16 protein-coding genes are annotated in these 20,297 nt (G+C 70.1%); 11 read left to right on the top strand and 5 right to left on the bottom strand.

What is annotated here, in order from left to right; translation table 11 throughout:
- Nucleotides 1-38 precede the first annotated feature (38 nt).
- Nucleotides 39-3,035 (bottom strand): bifunctional [glutamine synthetase] adenylyltransferase/[glutamine synthetase]-adenylyl-L-tyrosine phosphorylase, encoded by a 2,997-nt coding sequence (locus ACQF4J_RS32480; protein WP_427167458.1) that lies wholly within the window; start codon nt 3,033-3,035, stop codon nt 39-41.
- A gap of 285 nt (nt 3,036-3,320) precedes the next feature.
- Here ACQF4J_RS32480 and ACQF4J_RS32475 point away from each other — a divergent pair, with 285 nt between their 5' ends.
- The 6 genes from ACQF4J_RS32475 to ACQF4J_RS32450 all read left to right on the top strand — a co-directional run bounded on the left by ACQF4J_RS32475 (nt 3,321) and on the right by ACQF4J_RS32450 (nt 10,034).
- Nucleotides 3,321-3,761 carry a VOC family protein gene (locus ACQF4J_RS32475; protein WP_351572554.1) on the top strand — a complete coding sequence of 147 codons (441 nt, stop codon included), beginning with the start codon at nt 3,321-3,323 and terminating at the stop codon, nt 3,759-3,761.
- 110 nt (nt 3,762-3,871) lie between these two features.
- The gene (locus ACQF4J_RS32470; protein WP_351572551.1) at nt 3,872-4,774 is read left to right on the top strand and encodes an alkaline phosphatase family protein; all 903 of its coding nucleotides are present in this window, start codon (nt 3,872-3,874) and stop codon (nt 4,772-4,774) included.
- A gap of 1 nt (nt 4,775) precedes the next feature.
- A complete protein-coding gene (locus ACQF4J_RS32465; RefSeq protein WP_351799981.1) occupies nt 4,776-6,098 on the top strand; it encodes an MFS transporter in 1,323 nt (440 codons plus the stop codon).
- 157 nt (nt 6,099-6,255) lie between these two features.
- Nucleotides 6,256-7,278 carry a TolB family protein gene (locus ACQF4J_RS32460; RefSeq protein WP_427167457.1) on the top strand — a complete coding sequence of 341 codons (1,023 nt, stop codon included), beginning with the start codon at nt 6,256-6,258 and terminating at the stop codon, nt 7,276-7,278.
- Between the two features lie 86 nt (nt 7,279-7,364).
- Nucleotides 7,365-7,904: a hypothetical protein gene (locus ACQF4J_RS32455; RefSeq protein WP_427167456.1), complete on the top strand. Its 540-nt coding sequence runs from the start codon at nt 7,365-7,367 to the stop codon at nt 7,902-7,904.
- 420 nt (nt 7,905-8,324) lie between these two features.
- Entirely contained in the window at nt 8,325-10,034 is a 1,710-nt protein-coding gene (locus tag ACQF4J_RS32450; RefSeq protein WP_427167455.1) for a right-handed parallel beta-helix repeat-containing protein, read from the top strand.
- A 293-nt stretch (nt 10,035-10,327) separates the two neighbouring features.
- On the opposite strand, the gene ACQF4J_RS32445 is transcribed toward ACQF4J_RS32450, so the two are convergent.
- From ACQF4J_RS32445 to ACQF4J_RS32435, 3 genes are all read right to left on the bottom strand, one after another.
- On the bottom strand, nt 10,328-10,783 hold the full coding sequence (locus ACQF4J_RS32445) for a hypothetical protein (protein ID WP_427167454.1): 456 nt from the start codon (nt 10,781-10,783) through the stop codon (nt 10,328-10,330).
- A 74-nt stretch (nt 10,784-10,857) separates the two neighbouring features.
- Nucleotides 10,858-12,060: an IS110 family transposase gene (locus ACQF4J_RS32440; RefSeq protein ID WP_427167453.1), complete on the bottom strand. Its 1,203-nt coding sequence runs from the start codon at nt 12,058-12,060 to the stop codon at nt 10,858-10,860.
- Between the two features lie 707 nt (nt 12,061-12,767).
- Complete coding sequence (locus tag ACQF4J_RS32435) at nt 12,768-14,129, bottom strand: glutamine synthetase family protein (RefSeq protein ID WP_351572540.1); 1,362 nt, start codon at nt 14,127-14,129, stop codon at nt 12,768-12,770.
- A 333-nt stretch (nt 14,130-14,462) separates the two neighbouring features.
- Between ACQF4J_RS32435 and ACQF4J_RS32430 the strand changes: the two genes are divergently transcribed.
- The gene (locus ACQF4J_RS32430) at nt 14,463-15,650 is read left to right on the top strand and encodes a globin domain-containing protein (protein WP_427167452.1); all 1,188 of its coding nucleotides are present in this window, start codon (nt 14,463-14,465) and stop codon (nt 15,648-15,650) included.
- A gap of 4 nt (nt 15,651-15,654) precedes the next feature.
- Here ACQF4J_RS32430 and ACQF4J_RS32425 read toward each other — a convergent pair whose 3' ends face one another.
- A complete protein-coding gene (locus ACQF4J_RS32425) occupies nt 15,655-16,089 on the bottom strand; it encodes an RrF2 family transcriptional regulator (protein WP_351572534.1) in 435 nt (144 codons plus the stop codon).
- Nucleotides 16,090-16,237: 148 nt separating this feature from the next.
- On the opposite strand from ACQF4J_RS32425, the gene ACQF4J_RS32420 reads away from it, so the two are divergent.
- The 4 genes from ACQF4J_RS32420 (at nt 16,238) to ACQF4J_RS32405 (ending at nt 20,212) form a co-directional block, all read left to right on the top strand.
- Entirely contained in the window at nt 16,238-16,921 is a 684-nt protein-coding gene (locus ACQF4J_RS32420) for a DUF3105 domain-containing protein (protein WP_351799917.1), read from the top strand.
- A 1-nt stretch (nt 16,922) separates the two neighbouring features.
- Complete coding sequence (locus ACQF4J_RS32415; protein ID WP_427167451.1) at nt 16,923-17,549, top strand: DUF305 domain-containing protein; 627 nt, start codon at nt 16,923-16,925, stop codon at nt 17,547-17,549.
- Nucleotides 17,550-17,773: 224 nt separating this feature from the next.
- Entirely contained in the window at nt 17,774-19,714 is a 1,941-nt protein-coding gene (locus ACQF4J_RS32410; RefSeq protein WP_351799911.1) for a S53 family peptidase, read from the top strand.
- 87 nt (nt 19,715-19,801) lie between these two features.
- A complete protein-coding gene (locus tag ACQF4J_RS32405) occupies nt 19,802-20,212 on the top strand; it encodes a hypothetical protein (protein ID WP_351572516.1) in 411 nt (136 codons plus the stop codon).
- The last annotated feature ends 85 nt before the right edge of the window (nt 20,213-20,297 follow it).

Here is a 20,297-nt window from a genome sequence, read left to right as displayed (position 1 = left end):
GAGCCCTGTGGCCCTCGCAGAGGCTCGTCGGACTTCCCTCAGCCCCCGTAGAACAGCTCCTCCACCACCGCCCGTGCTCTGCGCGCCGTGCGGCGGTAGGCGTCGAGCATGTCGCCGACCCTTCCGTCGCCGTAGCCCAGGTAGCGCCCCACGGCGGCCACCTCGCGGCCGTCCGACGGGAAGGTGTCCCCGGCCCGTCCGCGCACCAGCATCACGGCGTTGCGCACGCGCGTGGCCAGGACCCACGCCTCGTCCAGGATCTCCGCGTCCTCGGCCGAGATCAGCCCGGCGGCATGCGCCGCCGCCAGTGCCGCGCGCGTCCGCGTCGTACGCAGCCCCGGCTCCGCGTACCCGTGCCGCAGCTGCAGCAGCTGCACGGTCCACTCGACGTCGGACAGGCCGCCGGGGCCGAGCTTCGTGTGCAGCTTGGGGTCGGCGCCGCGCGGCATCCGCTCGGCCTCCATCCGGGCCTTCAGCCGCCGGATCTCCCGTACGGCCTCGTCCCCGAGCCCCCGCGCCGGGTACCGCAGCGGATCGATCAGGTCGACGAAGCGGCGGCCCAGGTCCTCGTCGCCCGCGACCGGTTCGGCCCGCAGCAGCGCCTGCGACTCCCACCCCAGCGACCAGCGGCGGTAGTACGCCTCGTACGAGTTCAGCGTCCGCACGAGCGGGCCCGACTTGCCCTCGGGCCGCAGGTCCGCGTCGATCAGCAGCGGCGGGTCGGCGCTGGGGATCTGCAGCAGCCGCCGCATCTCGGAGACGACCTTGTTCGCCGCGTCGGAGGCCTCCCGCTCGGCCACGCCCTCGCGCGGCTCGTGCACGAAGACGACGTCGGCGTCGGAGCCGTAGCCCAGTTCGTGGCCGCCGAAGCGGCCCATGCCGATGACGGCGAACCGGGTCAGCAGCTCATCCCCCCAGCCGTCCCGCACCACCGCGCGCAGCGTGCCCGCGATGGTCGCCGCGGTCAGGTCGGACACCGCCGCGCCGACCCGGTCCACGAGGGCGCCCTGATCGGCCTCGGCGGGGTGCGTCTCGGTGCCGTACGAACCCACGATGTCCGCGGCGGCCGTGCGGAACAGCTCCCGCCGCCGTACGCCACGCGCCGCCGTGACCGCCTGGACCGCGCCGTCAGCGCGGCCGACCGCGGCGAGGATCTCCTGCTCCAGATGGTCCCGCCCGCGCGGCTCCAGCCCCCCGCCGTCGCCGTCGCCGAGCAGCGCCACCGCCTCCGGGGCGCGCATCAGCAGATCGGGGGCGAGCCGGCCGGCGGACAGCACGCGCGCGAGGTTCTCCGCGGCGGCGCCCTCGTCCCGCAGCAGCCGCAGGTACCAGGGCGTCTTGCCCAACGCGTCCGACACCTTGCGGAAGTTGAGCAGACCCGCGTCCGGGTCGGCGGAGTCCGCGAACCAGCCCAGCAGCACGGGCAGCAGGGTCCGCTGGATCGCGGCCTTGCGCGTCACTCCCGACGCCAGCGCCTCCAGGTGGCGCAGGGCGGCGGCCGGGTCGGCGTACCCGAGCGCGACCAGCCGCTCCCGCGCGGCCTCGGGGCTCAACCTGGACTCCCCCGGCGCGAGTTGGGCCACGGCGTCGAGCAGCGGACGGTAGAAGAGCTTCTCGTGCAGACGGCGTACGACGGCCGCGTGCCGCCGCCACTCGCGGGTCAGCTCGGCGACGGGATCGACGCGCAGGCCGAGGGAGCGGCCGATGCGGCGCAGGTCGGCGTCGTCCTCGGGGACGAGGTGCGTGCGCCGCAGCCGGTACAGCTGGATGCGGTGCTCCATGGACCGCAGGAACCGGTAGGCGTCGTCGAGCTGCACGGCGTCCTGCCGCCCCACGTACCCACCGGCGGCGAGCGCCTGCAGCGCGTCCAGCGTGGTCCCGCTGCGCAGCGACGCGTCCGCCCGCCCGTGCACCAACTGCAGCAGTTGGACGGCGAATTCGACGTCCCGAAGGCCGCCCGGGCCGAGCTTCAGCTCGCGGTCGACCTCGGCGGCGGGGATGTTCTCGACGACCCGGCGGCGCATCTTCTGCACGTCCGCGACGAAGTTCTCGCGCTCGGCGGCCTGCCAGACGAGGGGTTCGAGGGCGGTGACGTACTCCTCGCCGAGCTCGATGTCGCCGGCCACCGGGCGGGCCTTGAGCAGCGCCTGGAACTCCCAGGTCTTGGCCCAGCGCTGGTAGTAGGCGAGATGGCTGGAGAGGGTGCGCACCAGGGGGCCGTTCCTGCCCTCGGGGCGGAGGTTGGCGTCGACGGGCCAGATGGAGCCCTCGACGGTGGTCTCCGAGCAGACCCGCATCATGTGCGAGGCCAGCTTGGTGGCGGCCCTGAGCGCCTTGCCCTCGTCGGCGCCGTCCACCGCCTCGCCCACGAAGATGACGTCGACGTCGGAGACGTAGTTGAGCTCGTGGCCGCCGCACTTGCCCATCGCGATCACCGCGAGCCGGCACAGCGCGGCGTCCTCGGGCGCGGCGGCGCGGGCGAGGGCGAGGGCGGCGCGCAGGGTCGCGGTGGCGAGGTCGGCGAGCTCGGCGGCGGTCTCGGCGACGTTCGTGGTGCCGCAGACGTCACGGGCGGCGATGGACAGCAGACAGCGGCGGTAGGCGACCCGCAGGGAGACCGGGTCGCCGGCCTCGGCGAGGCCCCGCTCGAACTCCTCCACGCCCGGGTGCAGGTCGCGCGGCTCGTACGTCACGAGCGCGTGCCAGTCCCGGGGGTGCCGGGCCAGGTGGTCGGCGAGCGCGGCGGAGGCGCCGAGCACGCCGAGGAGGCGGTCGCGCAGCGGCTTGGCCGCTATCAGGGTGTCGAGCAGCTCGCGGCGCGCGGTCGGGTCGGGCTGCGCCTCCAGCAGCCGTACGAGACCGAGCAGCGCCTGGTCCGGGTCGGCGGTGGCGCCCAGGGCCTCCAGCAGCACCGGGTCGTCGCGCACGGGCATCAGCTCGACGCTGTCCAGCAGTCGCTCGGCGGCCGAGGCATCGGTGAAGCCGTGCCGCAGCAGCCGTGTGAAGGTACTGCTCCTGCGCCCCGGCGCCGTCATCCGCGGCCTCCCCTCGGATCAAGGTCGTACTGGCCCGAGCCTAACCGCAGGCACCGACACGAGCGCCCGGGCGGAGACCCTGCCTTCGGGCTGTTCGGTGGCCTCAGGAGGCGATTCGGCGGCGCGCGCCCCGACGTTGATCGGTGGCGCCCGGACACCATTCGGTGGCCCCAGGACGCTATTCGGCGGCGCCCCGGGCGGCTTTCGGCACGCTATTCGGTGGCGCCCCGGGCGGTTTTCGGCTTCGGTGAGGAGCAGCCGTACGACGACGAGGGAGTCGTTTCCATGGACATGAGTCTTGAAGTGATCCTGCTGCCGGTCTCGGACGTGGACCGGGCCAAGGAGTTCTACCGGGACAAGGTCGGCTTCCACGTCGACCTCGACGGCGAGGTGATGGAGGGGGTGCGGATCGTCCAGCTCACCCCGCCCGGCTCGGGGTGTTCCATCGCGCTGGTCGACGGGTTGCAGGTGCCGACCGGCATGCCGCAGCCTGGTACGTACCACGGGATGCAGCTCTGTGTGACGGACGCGAAGGCCGCGTACGAGGAGCTGACCTCACGTGGTCTCGAGGTCAGCGAGCCGCAGCGGTTCGCCGACCAGGACGGGGCGACGTTCCTGTACTTCAAGGACCCGGACGGCAACGGATGGGCGATCCAGGAGTACCGGCGCCGGGCGCTCGAACCGCTGCACGAGGTGCTGGCGCGGCAGGCCGCCGAGCGGCTTTAGTTCACCCGCTCTTCATCCGTCCGGTTGGGCACCGTGGGGTACGGGAATGTTGGCGTGTGCATGCTCTGTCCGCACCGCCAGCCCCGCCCTTCCCCCCTCCGGAGGTTGATGTGTCCGGCAGTACCGCAAGTCCTGCCCGTCCGAGGGCCCGCCGCGGCCGCGCCGCACTCGCGTCCACGCTCGCCTTCACGGCCGCGGCCGTCGGTCTGTGGACCGGTCTCGGCGGCTCCTCGTCCGCGGCCTCGGCCGTGCCGACCCCGGACCACGTGGTCGTCGTGGTCATGGAGAACCACGCCTACAGCCAGGTCATCGGCTCCTCCAGCGCGCCGTACATCAACTCGTTGAAGACCGGCGGTGCGAACCTGACCCAGTCGTACGGAATCACCCACCCGAGCCAGCCGAACTACTACGCCCTGTTCTCCGGCTCCACCCAGGGCGTCACCGACGACAGCTGCGTCACCCCGGGGTTCTCCTCGGCCGCCAACCTCGCCTCGGAGGCCATCGCGGCGGGCCGCACGTGGGCCAGCTACAACGAGTCGCTGCCCAGCCAGGGCTCGACCACCTGCAGCAGCGGCAACTACGCCCAGAAGCACGACCCGTGGTTCGGCTTCAAGAACGTGCCGACATCCAGCGCCAAGACGTTCGCGCAGTTCCCCACGGACTACTCGACGCTGCCGCAGATCTCCTTCGTCACCCCCAACCTGTGCAGCGACATGCACGACTGCTCGGTGTCCACCGGGGACACCTGGCTGAAGAACAACCTGGGCGGCTACGCCACCTGGGCCAAGACCCACAACAGCCTGCTCGTCATCACCTTCGACGAGGACAACCGGCTGTCGGGCAACCGCATCCCGACGGTCCTGTACGGCCAGCCGGTGACGGCGGGCTCGTCGTCGTCCACCACGTACAACCACTACGACCTGCTGCGCACCCTGGAGGACACGCAGGGCCTGTCCACGCACGCGGGCAACGCGGCCTCCGCGACGGACATCACCGGTATCTGGGCGTCCTGACGTGTACGTAGCGGACAGCCGGGCGACGACCCCGGCGTCCGCGGAAGGCGCCGCCCGGCCTCCTCGCGCCGGGCGGCGCCGCGCCGCGGTCGCTCCCACGGTCCTCGCGCTCGGCACCGTCAGCCTGATCACCGACGTCTCGTCGGAGATGGTGACGGCGGTGCTCCCCCTGTACCTGGTGACGGGCCTCGGCCTGTCCCCGCTGGGCTTCGGGCTCCTGGACGGCATCTACAACGGCTTCTCGGCGCTCGTACGCCTGGCCGGGGGCCATCTGGCCGACCGCGGCGGCGGCCGCCACAAGTGGGTGGCGGGCCTGGGCTACGGCATCTCGGCCCTGTGCAAGCCGCTCCTGCTCCTGGCCCACTCCCTCACCCCCATCGGCCTCGTCCTGGCCGCCGACCGCACCGGCAAGGGCCTGCGCACGGCCCCGCGGGACGCGCTCATCTCCCTGTCGTCGACGCCGGAGACGCGGGGCCGTTCCTTCGGCGTGCACCGGGCGATGGACACGGCGGGCGCGCTGCTGGGCCCGCTGGCGGCGTTCCTGATCCTGCGGGCGACGGTGGACGGCTACGACGCGGTGTTCACGGTCAGCTTCTGCGTGGCGGCGGTGGGGGTGCTGGTCCTGGTGCTGTTCGTGCCGGGGGGACCGGCGGTTCCACCGACAGTGGACGTCGATCCCACGCCGCACGCGCACCCGGCTCCGCCGGCCGAACTCGCTCCGCGTCCCACCCTGCGCGCCGCTCTCGCCCTGCTGCGCCGCCGCGACGTCCGCCGAGTCACGATCTGCGCGCTCCTGCTGGGCCTGGCGACGATCGGCGACTCCTTCGTCTACCTGCTGCTCCAGCGCCGGCTGGGCGTCCCCGACCGCTGGTTCGCCCTGCTCCCCCTCGGCACGGCCGCAGCGTTCCTGCTGCTCGCGGTACCGCTCGGGAGGCTGGCGGACCGGGTGGGCCGGTGGCGGGTCTTCCTCGCCGGCCACGGCGCCCTGCTGGGCGCGTACGCGCTCCTGCTCACCGCCTGGCACGGCCCCGCGCTCCCCTACGCCGTCCTCCTCCTGCACGGCGCCTTCTACGCGGCGACCGACGGCGTGCTGATGGCGGCGGCCTCGGACGGCGTGCCGGAGCACCTGCGGTCGTCGGGGCTGGCGGTCGTGCAGACCGGCCAGGCACTCGCCCGTTTCGCCTGCTCACTGGGGTTCGGCGCCGCGTGGTCGCTGTGGGGCGACCGTACGGCGCTGCTGGCGTCGACGGCGGCACTGGCGCTGTGCGCGGCGGTCTCGGTCGCCTTCCTACGACCCGCCACGGCCCGGAAGGTCCCCGCATGACCCCTGCCGACCCGGACACCGACCGCGCCCCCGCCCCACGCTCTCCACGACCCGCCACGGGCCCGGAAGGCCCCCGCATGACCCCTGCCGACCCGGACACCGACCGCGCCCCCGCCCCACGCTCTCCACGACCCGCCGCCGCCCGGAAGGTCCCCGCATGATCCTGCGCAACCGCATCCTCGTCCTGCTGGCGGCCCTGGCCGCGCTCGCGGCGGTCGCCGTGGCCTCGGTCCTGCACGCCTCGGCGCGCGCGGATCGCCGTGACCGGGCCCAGCCGGGCGGCCCCAGGGTGACGTCGGGGACCGTCACCCTGACCACCCCCGGCCGGATGGTGTTCCGCAACATGGCGTGGGGCCCGCACCGCGACGAGCTGACGAGCGTCCCGGCGACCGACCCCTCCGGCCCGCGCACCGCCTCCGGCGTCAAGTGCCTGCGCTTCTACGCCGCGTCGGGCACCGGAGTGTGCCTCCAGGCGGTGCACGGCGCGGTCTCCGACACCTACCGGGCGGTCATCCTCGACGCGCACCTGAAGGAGCGGGCGAGGTACGACGTCCCCGGCATCCCGTCCCGCGCCCGCGTCTCCCCCACGGGCCACTTCGCGGCGTGGACGGCCTTCGTGGGCGGCGACTCGTACGCCGGTACGAACTTCTCGACCCGCGCGGCGATCGTGGACGTCCGCACCGGGAAGCTGACCCCGTCACTGGAGGCCTACCGGGTCCTGAAGGGCGGCCGCGTCTACCGCGCGGCGGACCTGAACTTCTGGGGCGTGACGTTCGCGCCGGACGACCGTACGTTCTACGCCACCATGGCGACGAAGGGCCGGACCTACCTGGTCCGGGGCGACCTCCGCGCCCGCACGCTCACCGCGCTCCACCCCAATGTCGAATGCCCGTCCCTGTCCCCCGACGGCACCCGGATCGCCTTCAAGAAACGGGTGGAGGGCCTCCCGAAGGACGCCCCTTGGCGCCTGTACGTCCTGGACCTGCGCACCATGCGGGAAACCCCGCTGGCCGAACCCCGCAGCGTCGACGACCAGCCGGTCTGGCGCGACGCCCACACCCTGGTCTACGCCCTCCCGGGCGACTACGGCGCGGACCTGTACACCGTCCCGGCGAACGGCACGGGAACGCCACAGCGCATCAGCACGGCGGCGGTGTCTGCGGCCTACATCGGTCGATAGTCGCGGAGTCCCGCTTGGGGGGAGGCGTGGACGGGAACCACATCGGTATGCCCGGCATCCGGGCTGAATGCGGCAGGGGGCACGGCGTGACAGAGAGCGCACTCGAACGCGTGCGGACAGACGAACTCGACGCCTGGCTGTCCGCGCTGTCGCAGACCCTGCGCGCAGAGGGACTCTCTCGCCTCGAACAAGCGGCCCGGCTGGAGCACTGCCTGCACGGCGCCACGGCCGCGGTGAACGGCGAGGCGTTCCCGCCCTACGAGCCCGACGCCTCCATGGCCGCAGTGGAGTCCTCGCCCGACGCGTTCGACGAGCTGATCCGTTGCGGGGAGGAGATGGAGACGGCACTGCGCGGCGTGCTGGACGAGAAGGCGAGGCAGACCGACGCCCGCAAGGCCGACGACGTCTTCGACTCCCTCTTCTCGGTCGCCGGGTACGTGTCGCTGATGCACGAACAGGACCCGGACACCTGGATGGCCGAAGGAATCCGTGAGGCCGTCCGGCACAACGATCCGGGGTTCACACTCCCGGTTTACACGCACCTCATGCCGAGCAGTGACTCCCGGACACGGAAGGCCGTCAACACCCTGTACGAGCGCACCCTTTCGGCGCCAAACGCTTCCTGACCGCCTCTCACGGGAGCTCCGTTAATATCGGAGCTCCTACGTCACCTCGCGCTAAACGGACAGGATGTATCCATGGCGCTCTGACCACCGCTTTAGGAGTTCGATCCGAGCCCGCTCCGACTGCTGCCGTCGACTGGTGCGACGGCCAAACAGAGTCGTTGGTGTGCGCCTCCGTGCGGTGTCGTTGATGTCAGCCGTGGATGTCAGACGCCTTCTGATCCGTAGCTCTAGCCAGATAGGTCAGCGACGGTCACATCGGCCGTTACGAAGCCCCGGAGAGGCGCTACCTGACGGGGACAGTTGCTGGGGTTGCGGTACTGCGCTGCTGTACATCGCTTGGAGATCCCGGCCCTTAGGAATCGGACACCTCACAACTCCCTGTGTGTCAGTATTTGCACGTTGTGGTGGGGGAGGGATGTCATGTCCGGTCAGCCTGCAGCTTTCATGAGTTATGTCCGTTTCAACGATCAGCATGATGACGGCCTGCTCAGCCAGTTCAGAGAACGGCTTGGTGCCGAGGTGCGGGCACAGACGGGCGAGGAGTTCGCGATCTTCCAGGATCGCAACGATGTCGCCTGGGGCCAGAACTGGCAGCAGCGCATCGACGAAGCGCTGGACGCGGTGACACTGTTGCTGGTGATTGTTACGCCGAGCCTGTTCCGTAGCCCCGCTTGTCGGTCGGAGGTGACACGGTTCCTGGAGCGGGAGCGCGACTTGGGCCGCAAGGACCTGATCCTGCCGGTGTACTACATCAGCGCCCAAGAGTTGGACGATCCCGAGCTGCGCGAAACCGACGAGATGGCCCGGGTGCTGTACTCACGCCAGTACGCCGACTGGCGTGAGCTGCGGTTCGAGCCGTTCACCTCACCAGTGGTCCGCAAGGCCACCGCACAGTTGGCGTCACGCATGCGAGACACCTTCTGGAAGCCGCCCACTGCCCCCCGGGCGCCCACCGCCCGCCGCGCGGAGGCCCATGAAGAAGGACCTGGGGTTTCGGAACGGATGGGAGCGGATGCCAAGAGGAGCACGGCCAAGTCCGAACCGCCGACCCATGTGGTCGACCCCTACCACCGGGGAGACTTCACGACCATCGGTGCGGCGATCAAGGCCGCGCAAGCAGGTGACCGGATACTGGTCCGGCCAGGCCTCTACGAGGAAGGCCTGGTGATCGACAAACCGCTGGAGGTCCTCGGCGACGGCCCGGCCGCCGAGATCCAAATCCGCGCCGCCGACGCCGACGCACTGATGTTCCAGGCCAGCATCGGCCGGGTCACCAACCTGACCTTGCGTCAGACAGCGGCGGGGCACTGGTTCGGCGTGGACATCACCCAGGGGCGGCTGGAACTCGAAGGCTGCGACATCAGCAGCCAGGGGCTCGCGTGCGTCGCCATCCGCAACGGAGCCGACCCACGCCTGCGCCGCAACCAGATCCACGACAGCAAGCAGTCCGGCGTCTATGTCTTTGACAGCGGTCTGGGGACGCTGGAGGACAACGACATCACCGGCAACACCCTGCAGGGCGTGGCGATCGGCAAGGGTGGCAACCCCACCCTGCGCCGCAACCAGATCCATGACAACAAGCAGTCCGGCGTCTATGTCTTTGACAGCGGTCTGGGGACGCTGGAGGACAACGACATCACCGGCAACACCACGCAGGGCGTGGCGATCGGCAAGGGTGGCAACCCCACCCTGCGCCACAACCAGATCCATGACAACAAGCAGTCCGGCGTCTATGTCTTTGACAGCGGTCTGGGGACGCTGGAGGACAACGACATCACCGGCAACACCACGCAGGGTGTGACGATCAGCGAGGGTGGCAACCCCACCCTGCGCCACAACCAGATCCATGACAACAAGCAGGCCGGCGTCTACGTCTATGACAGCGGTCTGGGGACGCTGGAGGACAACGACATCACCGGCAACACTGGGGCGGGCGTGGCGATCAGCGAGGGTGGCAACCCCACCCTGCGCACCAACCGGATTAAGGGCAACGGATATGAGGCGATATGGATCTACGAGGGGGGTGGTGGTGTGGTCGAGGACAATGATCTGAGAGGGAACAGCATGGGCGCGTGGGACCTTGCAGCGGATTGCAAAGACAATGTGTTCCGTGTCCACAACAAGGAATGAAGAGGAAGCGAAGCTTTGCTCGACGCTGAGTGGGAGGACCTGCTGTTCCAGGCCGTGAACTTTGGGCTGGAGTTTCAATGACCGAGTCAAGCCCATGGGGCGACCTCCGCTTGTGAGGACGGCGCCTCCTGTCGGGGATCGTCCGTGCCTCAGCCGACGAAAGTCAGCCACGACGGCGGCTATGCCGACTGATGAGGCGCGCGTGTGCCTCGCTGCACCCCCACCGGCCTCAACCACGCTGCCTTGCTCTGTGTCCTCCAGAGCAAGGTGCCGGCCGCCTCGGGGTTAGGCAGTCAGGGCCGGAGCTCCGCGAGTACTGGGTTGGCCGCGAGTCTTGGGTACTCAACACTGAGCTGCGTCAGCACGGCTTCTCGGAGGGCCACCCAGGCGTCCTTGAGATCGACGAGTCCACAGACAGCCTCTGTGGCTGCGTATGTGCATGAGACCCGTACCTCCTCGCCTTCCGGGAGGAAGCTGATCAGCTCAGCGTTCTCCGTGAAGCCGATCGTCGTCCGCTCGCCCCGCTCCAAGTGTTCGAGTGCACCCTTCATCGACCACATGAAGTCGAAAACGGGCGTCCACGACCACGGCGGGCTCAGCTCGGCCTCGTCGATCGTGAACGTAAGGTCCGACAGGAAGTAGTACCAGCGCAGGTCAGCACGGCTGACGACGGCGAGGTCCACTCCTTCGCGGTTCTCCTGGCCTTGGTCCACGTAGGGGCCGGTCTGCCGGTATTCGATTTTGATCATTTGTCCCCTGTGAGCGGTAGCGGGATGCGACTCCTCATCATCCGCGACGGGTTCGGCGGAGTTTCAGTGACGGGTCAAGCCGCCTGCACGGTGGGCGGGACAGGGGTGAAGGCCCTGTTGTCGCGTAGCAGAGCCCACAACACGCTGGTGCGGCGTCGCGCGAGAGCGATGACGGCCTGGACGTGCTTGCAGCCCTCTCCGCGCTTCTTGAGGTAGTACTCCCGGTTGGGGCCGTCGCGGATGATGCTGGTCTGCGCGGACAGGTAGAAGACCCTGCGCAGGCGGCGGCTGTAGCGCTTGGGCCGGTGCAGGTTGCCGGTTCGGCGGCCGGAATCGCGTGGGACTGGGACCAGCCCGGCGGCCGAGGCAAGGTGGCCGGCGTCGGTGTAGGCGGTCATGTCGCCCGCGGCGACGACGAACTCGGCTCCGAGGATGGGCCCCATGCCGGGCAGCGACTCGATGATCCCGGCCTGTGGGTGGGTGCGGAAGGCGTCGCGGATCTGCCGGTCGATGCGCTTGAGCCGGTCGTCCAGGGCCAGGATCTGAGTGGCCAGGTCAGCGATGATCTGTGCAGCGGAGTCCTCGCCGGGCAGCGTGGTCTGCTGGGCCCGGGCGGCTTCCATCGCCGTGGCGGCCACGCTGTCCGCGTCGCGAACACCTCGATTGACCAGCCAAGAGGTCAGGCGGGCCAGGCCGCGTCGGCGCAGGGCGGCCGGGGTCTGGTAGCCGGTCAGCAGCACCAGCGCGCCCTTGCGGGCCGAGTAGTCGAAGGCTCGCTCCAGAGCGGGGAACATGCCCGTGAGCACATCGCGGAGCCGGTTGACCGTCCGCACCCGGTCGGTGACCAGGTCGGTGCGGTGAGCGGTCAGGAGCGCGAGGTCGGCGGCCAGTTGTGCGGGAACGTCGAGGGTGGCGAAGTCCCTGCGGTGGCGGGCGGTTTCGGCGATGACATAGGCGTCGCGGGCATCCGTCTTGGCCTCGCCCCGATAGGCGCCGGCCATGCGGTTGACCGTCCGGCCGGGCACATAGACAGCCTGCTGCCCGTGGGCTGTCAGCAGCGCCAGCAGCAGTGCGGAGGACCTGCTGGCGATGTCCACCGCCCAGTGCACCTCATCGGCCAGGTCCAGAATCTCGCCGAGTGCGGTCAGGATCGCCGACTCATCATTTTCGATCTTCTTCGACCACAGAGTCGCGCCGGTTTCGTCGACCACCGCGGCCCAGTGGTGGCCCTTGCCCGCGTCGATACCGACCCATATCCGGGCCCGCTGTTTGCTCACGCGTCCCTCCCGCAGCCGAGTTTCCTTCCGTCGGGCCCGTAGGACACCCCGTCGTCAGCTCCGTAAACAGCGACGCGTTCCGCGCATTTCAATCAGCGACCAGGGCGCCCCGAAGGACCGGACGGCCACTCCAGCCGAGCCACGGTCGGCAAGCTGCTTTGAAGCCACATCCGGCCCTCCCGGGCCACCGAACAACTTACGGAGCTGCTTTGGCGCGAGTGATTATCGCCCATTACGCTGGCCCGCGGATCGGGCAGGTTTGTGAGCCTGCCTGTTAATGTCCGATCTTGGACCACGAGAGTGCGAGCCGGGGGCGGCGGGGCCTGTCCGCGCGGGACGAAGGCAGGAGCGCGGACCGGCACCGCCACCCCCGGCGCTGCTTCACGGAGCGGGAAGGCATGTGGGGCCGGCTCTGTCTTGAGAGGTCAGGCCTCAGGAGCGACTACGGATCACCACATGCCCACCCGCTCAAGACGCTCGGCCATGAGACACCGCCAAGCGTCTTACGGCGCCATTAGGAGGCAGGCCGCGCCGCAGAGGCGGCGCGCCCGCGCCGTGCGCGGGCCTTGATCGATGCAGTGAAATCTGCAAATACGACGCTGTGAGATCCGCCTGACGGCCCAGGGCTCGCGAGACGTGGTGAGGCTGCCGGTCTGCGACCGTCAGCCCCATACACCCAAAGGGCAGGTACCGCCCCCTGACCTGCCTTACAGCACCGGCAGGTTCTTCCGCAGCTCGAAAGCCGTCACCTCGGACCGGTACTCCTCCCACTCCTGCCGCTTGTTGCGCAGGAAGAAGTCGAAGACGTGTTCGCCCAGGGTTTCTGCCACCAGGTCGCTGCGTTCCATCAGGGTCAGGGCCTCGCCCAGGTTCTGCGGGAGCGGCTCGATGCCCATCGCGCGGCGCTCGGCGTCGGAGAGGGCCCAGACGTCGTCCTCCGCGCCCGGCGGGAGTTCGTAGCCCTCCTCGATGCCCTTGAGGCCGGCGGCGAGCAGGACCGCGTAGGACAGGTACGGGTTGGCGCCGGAGTCCAGGGAGCGGACCTCCACGCGCGCGGAGCCGGTCTTGCCGGGCTTGTACATGGGCACGCGGACCAGGGCGCTGCGGTTGTTGTGGCCCCAGCAGATGTAGGAGGGTGCCTCACCGCCGGCGCCGGCGGTGCGCTCGGAGCCGCCCCAGATGCGCTTGTAGGAGTTGACCCACTGGTTGGTGACCGCCGAGATCTCCGCCGCGTGGCGCAGCAGGCCCGCGATGAAGGAGCGGCCGACCTTGGAGAGCTGGTACTCCGAGCCGGACTCGTAGAAGGCGTTGCGGTCGCCCTCGAAGAGCGAGAGGTGGGTGTGCATGCCGGACCCCGGGTGCTCCGAGAACGGCTTCGGCATGAACGTCGCCTGGACGCCCTGCTCCAGCGCCACCTGCTTCATGACCAGGCGGAAGGTCATGATGTTGTCGGCCGTCGAGAGGGCGTCGGCGTAGCGCAGGTCGATCTCCTGCTGGCCGGGTGCGCCCTCGTGGTGGGAGAACTCGACCGAGATGCCCATCGACTCCAGCATGGTGATCGCCTGGCGGCGGAAGTCCATGCCGATGTTCTGCGGGGTGTGGTCGAAGTAGCCGGAGTTGTCGGCGGGGGTGGGGCGGGTGCCGTCGAGGGGGCGGTCCTTCAGCAGGAAGAACTCGATCTCGGGGTGGGTGTAGAAGGTGAAGCCCAGGTCGGAGCCGCGCGTGAGGGCACGCTTGAGGACGTAGCGCGGGTCGGCGAAGGACGGGGAGCCGTCCGGCATGAGGATGTCGCAGAACATGCGGGCGGTGCCGGGGGCCTCGGCGCGCCAGGGCAGGATCTGGAAGGTGGACGGGTCCGGCTTGGCGATCATGTCGGACTCGTATACGCGGGCGAAGCCCTCGATGGCCGAGCCGTCGAAGCCGATGCCCTCGTCGAAGGCCTGTTCCAGCTCGGCCGGGGCCACGGCGACGGACTTGAGGAAGCCCAGCACGTCCGTGAACCACAGGCGTACGAACCGGATGTCGCGCTCCTCCAAGGTCCGGAGTACGAACTCCTGCTGCTTGTCCATCTTCCGCTTCCCCATCCTTGCTGGTCAGGCCGCCTGTCTCCCTGTCCCACAGGAGGCGGTCGGGCACCTGAGCATCACACCACAACAGCATTTCGTGCGCGTTGCCGACCTTGATCGTCGAGACGGCCTCGGCCTGAACGCCTCACACACGGCGGCGGGTGTACGGCTCCGCAGCCCATCTTGCCTGCTCGGACCGACATCCGTAACGCCCGGACCCGCTCCATCCGTGAGCGACGCCACTCCCCGATAATTTGCATCTCAAATGCAAGTTTAACTACGGTTCCGATCAGCCGAGTTCGCAGGACCGGGCTCGGACGACCAAGAGGAGTCCCGATGCTGTCCGAGCAAGCCGCCGCCACCGTTCGCGCCACCCTCCCCGCCGTCGGCGCGCACCTCGACGAGATCACCGAGCGCTTCTACGCCGGCCTGTTCACCGCCCGCCCCGAGCTGCTGCGCGACCTGTTCAACCGCGGCAACCAGGCGGCCGGCACGCAGCGCCAGGCGCTCGCCGGTTCGATCGCGGCCTTCGCGACGCATCTCCTGGAGCACCCGGACACGCGCCCGGACGCGATGCTGGCCCGCATCGCCCACAAGCACGCCTCCCTGGGCGTCACGCCCGAGCAGTACGCGCTCGTCCACGAGCACCTCTTCGCCGCCATCGCCGGCGTCCTCGGCGAGGCCGTGACCCCCGAGGTCGCGGCCGCCTGGGACGAGGTCTACTGGCTGATGGCCAACGCCCTCGTCGCGATCGAGAAGCGCCTGTACGAGGAGTCCGGGGAGCCGGGCTGGCGGAACTGGGAGGTCGTCGAGCGCCTCGCCGAGACCGCGGACGTCGTCACCTTCCGGCTGCGGCCGGCCGACGGCGGGCCGGTCGCCGACTTCCGCGCCGGCCAGTACGTCTCCGTACGCACCGACCTCCCCGACGGCGCCCGCCAGATACGCCAGTACAGCCTCTCCGGGGCGCCCGGCTCGACCCTCCGGCAGATCAGCGTCAAGCGGGTCCGGCACGGCGGGGACGCGCCCGACGGCGAGGTGTCGAACCACCTCCACGCGCGCGTGCGCGAGGGCGACGTCCTGGAGCTGTCCGCCCCGTACGGCGACCTCGTCCTGGAGGACGCCGCCGACACGCCCCTGCTGCTCGCCTCCGCCGGCATCGGCGTGACCCCGATGGTCGCCATGCTGGCGCGGCTCGCGGAGACCGGTCACCACGCCCCGGTCACGGTCGTCCACGGCGACCGCTCCCCCGCCGACCACGCCCTGCGCGCCGACCACGAGGCGTACGCCGAAAAGCTCCCCGACGCGGCCGTGCACTTCTGGTACGAGCGGGACGCGACGCGGGGCACCCGCACCGGCCTGGTCGACCTCGACACGGTCGACGTACCGGCGGGCACGCGCGCGTACCTGTGCGGACCGCTGCCCTTCATGCGGGCGGTGCGCGCCGGCCTGATCGAGAAGGGCGTCGCCGCCGCCGACATCCACTACGAGGTCTTCGGCCCCGACCTGTGGCTGAGCCGGGCCTGAGAGCTCACGACGCCCGGGAGATCCCCAGCAGCAGCGGCCCCGTCGGCTCCGCGACGATGTCCGTCACGGTGAGCGGGTCCAGGGTGGCGAAGAACGCCTCCTGGGCCCGTCGCAGTGCGCCACGCAGGCGGCAGGCGGAGTTCAGGGGGCAGGGCGTCGATCCCTCGCAGTCGACGACGTCGCCGTCGCCCTCGAAGGCGCGCACGACGGCGCCGACGGACGCCGTACGCCCCTGTTCGGTGAGGGAGAGGCCGCCGCCCCGGCCGCGCCGGGCGTCGACCAGCCCCATGTGCTGCAGTTCGGCGACGACCTTGGCCGCGTGGGTGTAGGGCACGTCCACGCCGGCGGCGACCTCGCGGGTCGTGGGGCTGCAGTCGCCCGCGACGGCGAGCCGCATCAGGAAACGCAGGGCGAGGTCGGTGGAGCGCAGCAGCCGCATGAAACCAGCGTAGATAATGCGCATCTGCGGTTCAAATTATCGGTCGGCATCGGTCGGAATCGATTGGCTGTGACCCGTCTACGAGATCACTCCCCCGCCCCACTACGATCAGTCACTCGACCGTCCCTTTCCCCAGAAGGACACCGCGATGGCTTCCGGCAACAAGAGCAGCGGCGCGGCACGCAGAGCGCGCATAGAAGAGATGCGGCGCGCCGAGCAGGCCCGTGAGAAGCGCAACCGGATCCTGACGATCGGCGCGAGCGTGGTCGTGGTCGCGGGTCTGATCGTCGGCGGCGTCTTCGTCGTGAAGTCGCAGAGCGGCGACAACGGCAAGAAGGACACCGCGAGCGACGGCAAGGGCGGCAACTCCGGGGACTCCGGCCACTTCGTCACCGGCAAGGACGGCGTGCGGACCTGGACGGGCAAGCTGTCGCGCACGCATGTCACCGGGACCGTGAACTACCCGATGCGCCCGCCGGTCGGCGGCAACCACAACCAGGTGTGGCTCAACTGCAACGGCGACGTCTACACCAAGGCCGTGCACGACGAGAACGCCGTGCACGCGCTGGAGCACGGCGCCGTGTGGGTGACGTACACGAGCAAGGCGAAGAAGGCGGACGTGGACACGCTCGCGTCGAAGGTGAAGCAGACGCCGTACTCGCTGATGAGCCCGTACGAGAACCAGACCTCGCCGATCGAGCTGTCGGCCTGGGGGCACCAGCTCGGTGTGACGAGCGCGAGCGACCCGAAGGTCGCCAAGTTCTTCCAGACGTACGTGCAGGGCAAGCAGACGCCCGAGCCGGGTGCCTCCTGCACCGGCGGGACGATGTGACGTGAAGCGGCACATCGGCTGGATCACGGGGGCCGCCGCCGCGGTGCTCGTCGCGGCCGGCGCGGTCACCTACGCGGTCGCCGAGGACGACGGCTCCGGCCCGAGCACGCCGTCCGCCGACTCCGCGGACGCCGGGTTCGCGCGGGACATGGCGGTGCACCACCAGCAGGCCGTGGAGATGTCGTACATCGTGCGGGACCGCACGAAGAACGAGGAAGTGCGGCGGCTCGCCTACGACATCGCCCAGACGCAGGCCAACCAGCGCGGCATGCTGCTCGGCTGGCTGGACCTGTGGGAGCTGCCGAAGGTGTCGGCGGATCCGCCGATGACCTGGATGGGCATGGGGGACATGGCGTCCGGCAAGGACGGCGCGCTGATGCCCGGGATGGCCACCAACACCGAGCTGAAGAAGCTGCAGACCCTCAGCGGCAAGCAGGCCGAGGTGCTGTACCTGCAGCTCATGACGGACCATCACAAGGGCGGTATCCACATGGCCGAGGGCTGTGTCGCCAAGTGCACGGTCGGGGTGGAGAAGCGGCTCGCGCAGGGCATGGTCGACGCGCAGCAGTCGGAGATCCAGTTGATGGCGGACATGCTCAAGGAGCGGGGCGCGAAAGCTCGTTCCTAGCGGTTTCGCCCCGTTCCCGCAGGGACGAAAGCACCAAATCGCCCTTCATGACGGTTCCTTGGGGTTCTCTTGGCCTCCGATTTCCCCTGGCATGAACGGTTCATCGAAAGAGTGGCCCCCATCGCTTGATCCACAGCCCGCGCCTCCGCCGCGGAGCGGGATGTCTACGCGGATCACGCGACGAGACGACCACACATGCGAAGAACCGCATCGCAGGGGGTTCCATGAGATCCAACCGCGCCAGACTGCGCGCCACGAGCATGGCGGCAACTCTGCCCATGCTCGCCGGTGCGTTGGCGCTCGGCATACCCGCGGCGCACGCCGCGGACAACCCGGCCAGGGACGCGCTCGTGGGCACCAAGCCCGCGTGGGCGACGGCCAAGGCGGACAAGGGCAATGCCTCCGACGGCACCCAGCTCTCCCTCCGGGTCTATCTGGCCGGCAAGGACGCGGCGGGCCTCGCGGCCTACGCAAGGGCCGTGTCCGACCCGAGCTCGCCGCTCTACGGCAAGTACCTCAGCTCCAAGAAGGCGCAGACCCGCTTCGGCGCGACCAAGGCCCAGGTGGCCGCGGTCAAGTCGTGGCTGACGTCGAACGGCCTGAAGGTCACCGGCGTCACGCGGCACTACGTCTCCGTCTCCGGTGACGTGGCCGCCGCCGAGAAGGCGTTCGGCACCCAGCTGCACAACTTCACCAAGGGCTCGAAGACCTACCGCGCGCCGTCGAAGACGGCCTCGGTGCCGGACAGCCTCAAGGGCGCCGTCCTGACCGTCACCGGCCTGGACAACGCGCCGCACATGTCGCGCCACGACGACCAGCTGCCGCCGCCGGAGACCGTGTTCCGCAACTCCGGGCCGTTCTCGTCGTACTACGGCTCGAACATCGCGAGCACGCTGCCCGACGCGTACGGTTCGAAGATCCCGTACGCCATCAAGGGCTACACCGGCAAGCAGCTGCGCGCCGCGTACGGCGCGGGCAGCTACACCGGCAAGGGAGTCCGCGTCGCCATCACGGACGCGTACGCCTCGCCGACCATCGCCCTCGACGCGCAGACGTACGCGACGAAGCACGGCGACGCCAAGTGGACGACCGGTCAGCTGCACCAGGTGCTGCCCACGAAGTACACGAACACCAAGGACTGCTCCGCCGCCGGCTGGTACGGCGAGGAGACGCTGGACGTCGAGGCCGTGCACGCGGTCGCGCCGGCCGCGGACGTCACCTACGTGGGCTCGGCCTCGTGCATGGACGCCGACCTGCTGGACTCGCTGAGCAAGGTGGTCGACAACCACCTCGCCGACATCGTCTCCAACTCGTGGGGCGACATCGAGGCCAACCAGACGCCGGACCTCGCGGCCGCCTACGACCAGGTGTTCCAGTTCGGCGCGGTCGAGGGCATCGGCTTCTACTTCTCCTCCGGTGACAACGGCGACGAGGTCGCCAACACCGGGACGAAGCAGGTCGACACCCCGGCCAACTCGGCCTGGGTGACGGCGGTCGGCGGTACCTCCCTCGCGGTGGGCAAGAGCAACAACTACCAGTGGGAAACCGGCTGGGGCACCGAGAAGGCCGTGCTGTCGGCCGACGGCAAGAGCTGGACCAACTTCCCCGGCGCCTTCACCTCGGGCGCGGGCGGCGGCACCAGCAAGACGGTCGCCGAGCCGTACTACCAGAAGGGCGTCGTCCCGGACGCGCTCGCCACGGCGAACAACGCCGAGGGCAACCGCGTCGTTCCGGACATCGCGGCCATCGCCGACCCGAACACCGGCTTCCTGGTCGGCCAGACCCAGACCATGCCCGACGGGAAGACCCAGGCCTACGACGAGTACCGCATCGGCGGCACCTCGCTCGCGGCCCCGGTCATCGCCGCCGTCCAGGCCCTGGCCCAGGAGGCGCGTGGCGGCAAGGCGATCGGCTTCGCCAACCCGGAGATCTACGCCCGTTACGGCAAGGGCGTGTACCACGACGTGACCGACAACCCGACGGGCTCCGGCCTGGCGGAGGCCCGCGTGGACTTCGTCAACGGCTACGACGCCACCAACGGCCTGGTCACCTCGGTCCGCAGCCTCGGCAAGGACAGCTCGCTGTCCGCGGTCAAGGGTTACGACGACGTCACCGGCGTGGGCTCGCCCGCGAACGGCTACGTGGACTCGTACAAGCGCCACTGAGGTCCTCGCGACACCAGCGGCCACCGCGCGCCCGTTCCCTCCGGGGAGCGGGCGCGCTCGCATACCCGGCGGGGGTAGGGTGCGCACATGACCGGATCGAGAAGCGGGACGTACGGGCGGCTGCTGCTGCTCGCCGTGCTGCTCCTCGGCATCGTGACCATGCACACCCTGGGACATCCCGCGGAGCAGGTGACGGGGTCCCCGTCACCCATCGGGACGCACCACAGTCACCGGACGGCGGCGGCGCCGGCGCCCGGGTCCGCGCACGTGCCGGTGACGGGTTCCGACTCCGCCGCCATGGGCGGCATGGACCCCGGGTCCGTGTGCCTGGCCGTCCTCGGCGCCTTCACGCTCGTCCTGTTGCTGGCGGCGGCGTTCGGCAGCACCCTGCCCGCGCCGCTCTCCCCGCCCCGGCCCGCCCGCCTGCTACGGGCCCTGTGGCCGAACCCACCTCCCGGCAGACCGTCGTTCGACGGTCTGTCGGTGCTGCGCATATAGGCCTCGCACCGGCCGCCTCGGCATGCCCTCATCGAGGAGCACCCCGAAGCGGCAGACGTGTCCGGCCCATCTTCAGCACCCTTCA

It is taken from the genome of Streptomyces sp. C1-1, from assembly GCF_050214755.1.
Classification (GTDB): domain Bacteria; phylum Actinomycetota; class Actinomycetes; order Streptomycetales; family Streptomycetaceae; genus Streptomyces.
Note: the sequence above shows the minus strand (reverse complement) of the source record. Positions and strands in the feature narration are given on the sequence as shown.

Coding starts and splice junctions, on each gene's coding strand:
- ACQF4J_RS32420 (WP_351799917.1), top strand. CDS start 16,238: ATGGCTTCCGGCAACAAGAGCAGCGGCGCGGCACGCAGAGCGCGCATA.
- ACQF4J_RS32430 (WP_427167452.1), top strand. CDS start 14,463: ATGCTGTCCGAGCAAGCCGCCGCCACCGTTCGCGCCACCCTCCCCGCC.
- ACQF4J_RS32480 (WP_427167458.1), bottom strand. CDS start 3,035: ATGACGGCGCCGGGGCGCAGGAGCAGTACCTTCACACGGCTGCTGCGG.
- ACQF4J_RS32450 (WP_427167455.1), top strand. CDS start 8,325: ATGTCCGGTCAGCCTGCAGCTTTCATGAGTTATGTCCGTTTCAACGAT.
- ACQF4J_RS32410 (WP_351799911.1), top strand. CDS start 17,774: ATGAGATCCAACCGCGCCAGACTGCGCGCCACGAGCATGGCGGCAACT.
- ACQF4J_RS32425 (WP_351572534.1), bottom strand. CDS start 16,089: ATGCGGCTGCTGCGCTCCACCGACCTCGCCCTGCGTTTCCTGATGCGG.
- ACQF4J_RS32475 (WP_351572554.1), top strand. CDS start 3,321: ATGGACATGAGTCTTGAAGTGATCCTGCTGCCGGTCTCGGACGTGGAC.
- ACQF4J_RS32445 (WP_427167454.1), bottom strand. CDS start 10,783: ATGATCAAAATCGAATACCGGCAGACCGGCCCCTACGTGGACCAAGGC.
- ACQF4J_RS32405 (WP_351572516.1), top strand. CDS start 19,802: ATGACCGGATCGAGAAGCGGGACGTACGGGCGGCTGCTGCTGCTCGCC.
- ACQF4J_RS32435 (WP_351572540.1), bottom strand. CDS start 14,129: ATGGACAAGCAGCAGGAGTTCGTACTCCGGACCTTGGAGGAGCGCGAC.
- ACQF4J_RS32460 (WP_427167457.1), top strand. CDS start 6,256: ATGATCCTGCGCAACCGCATCCTCGTCCTGCTGGCGGCCCTGGCCGCG.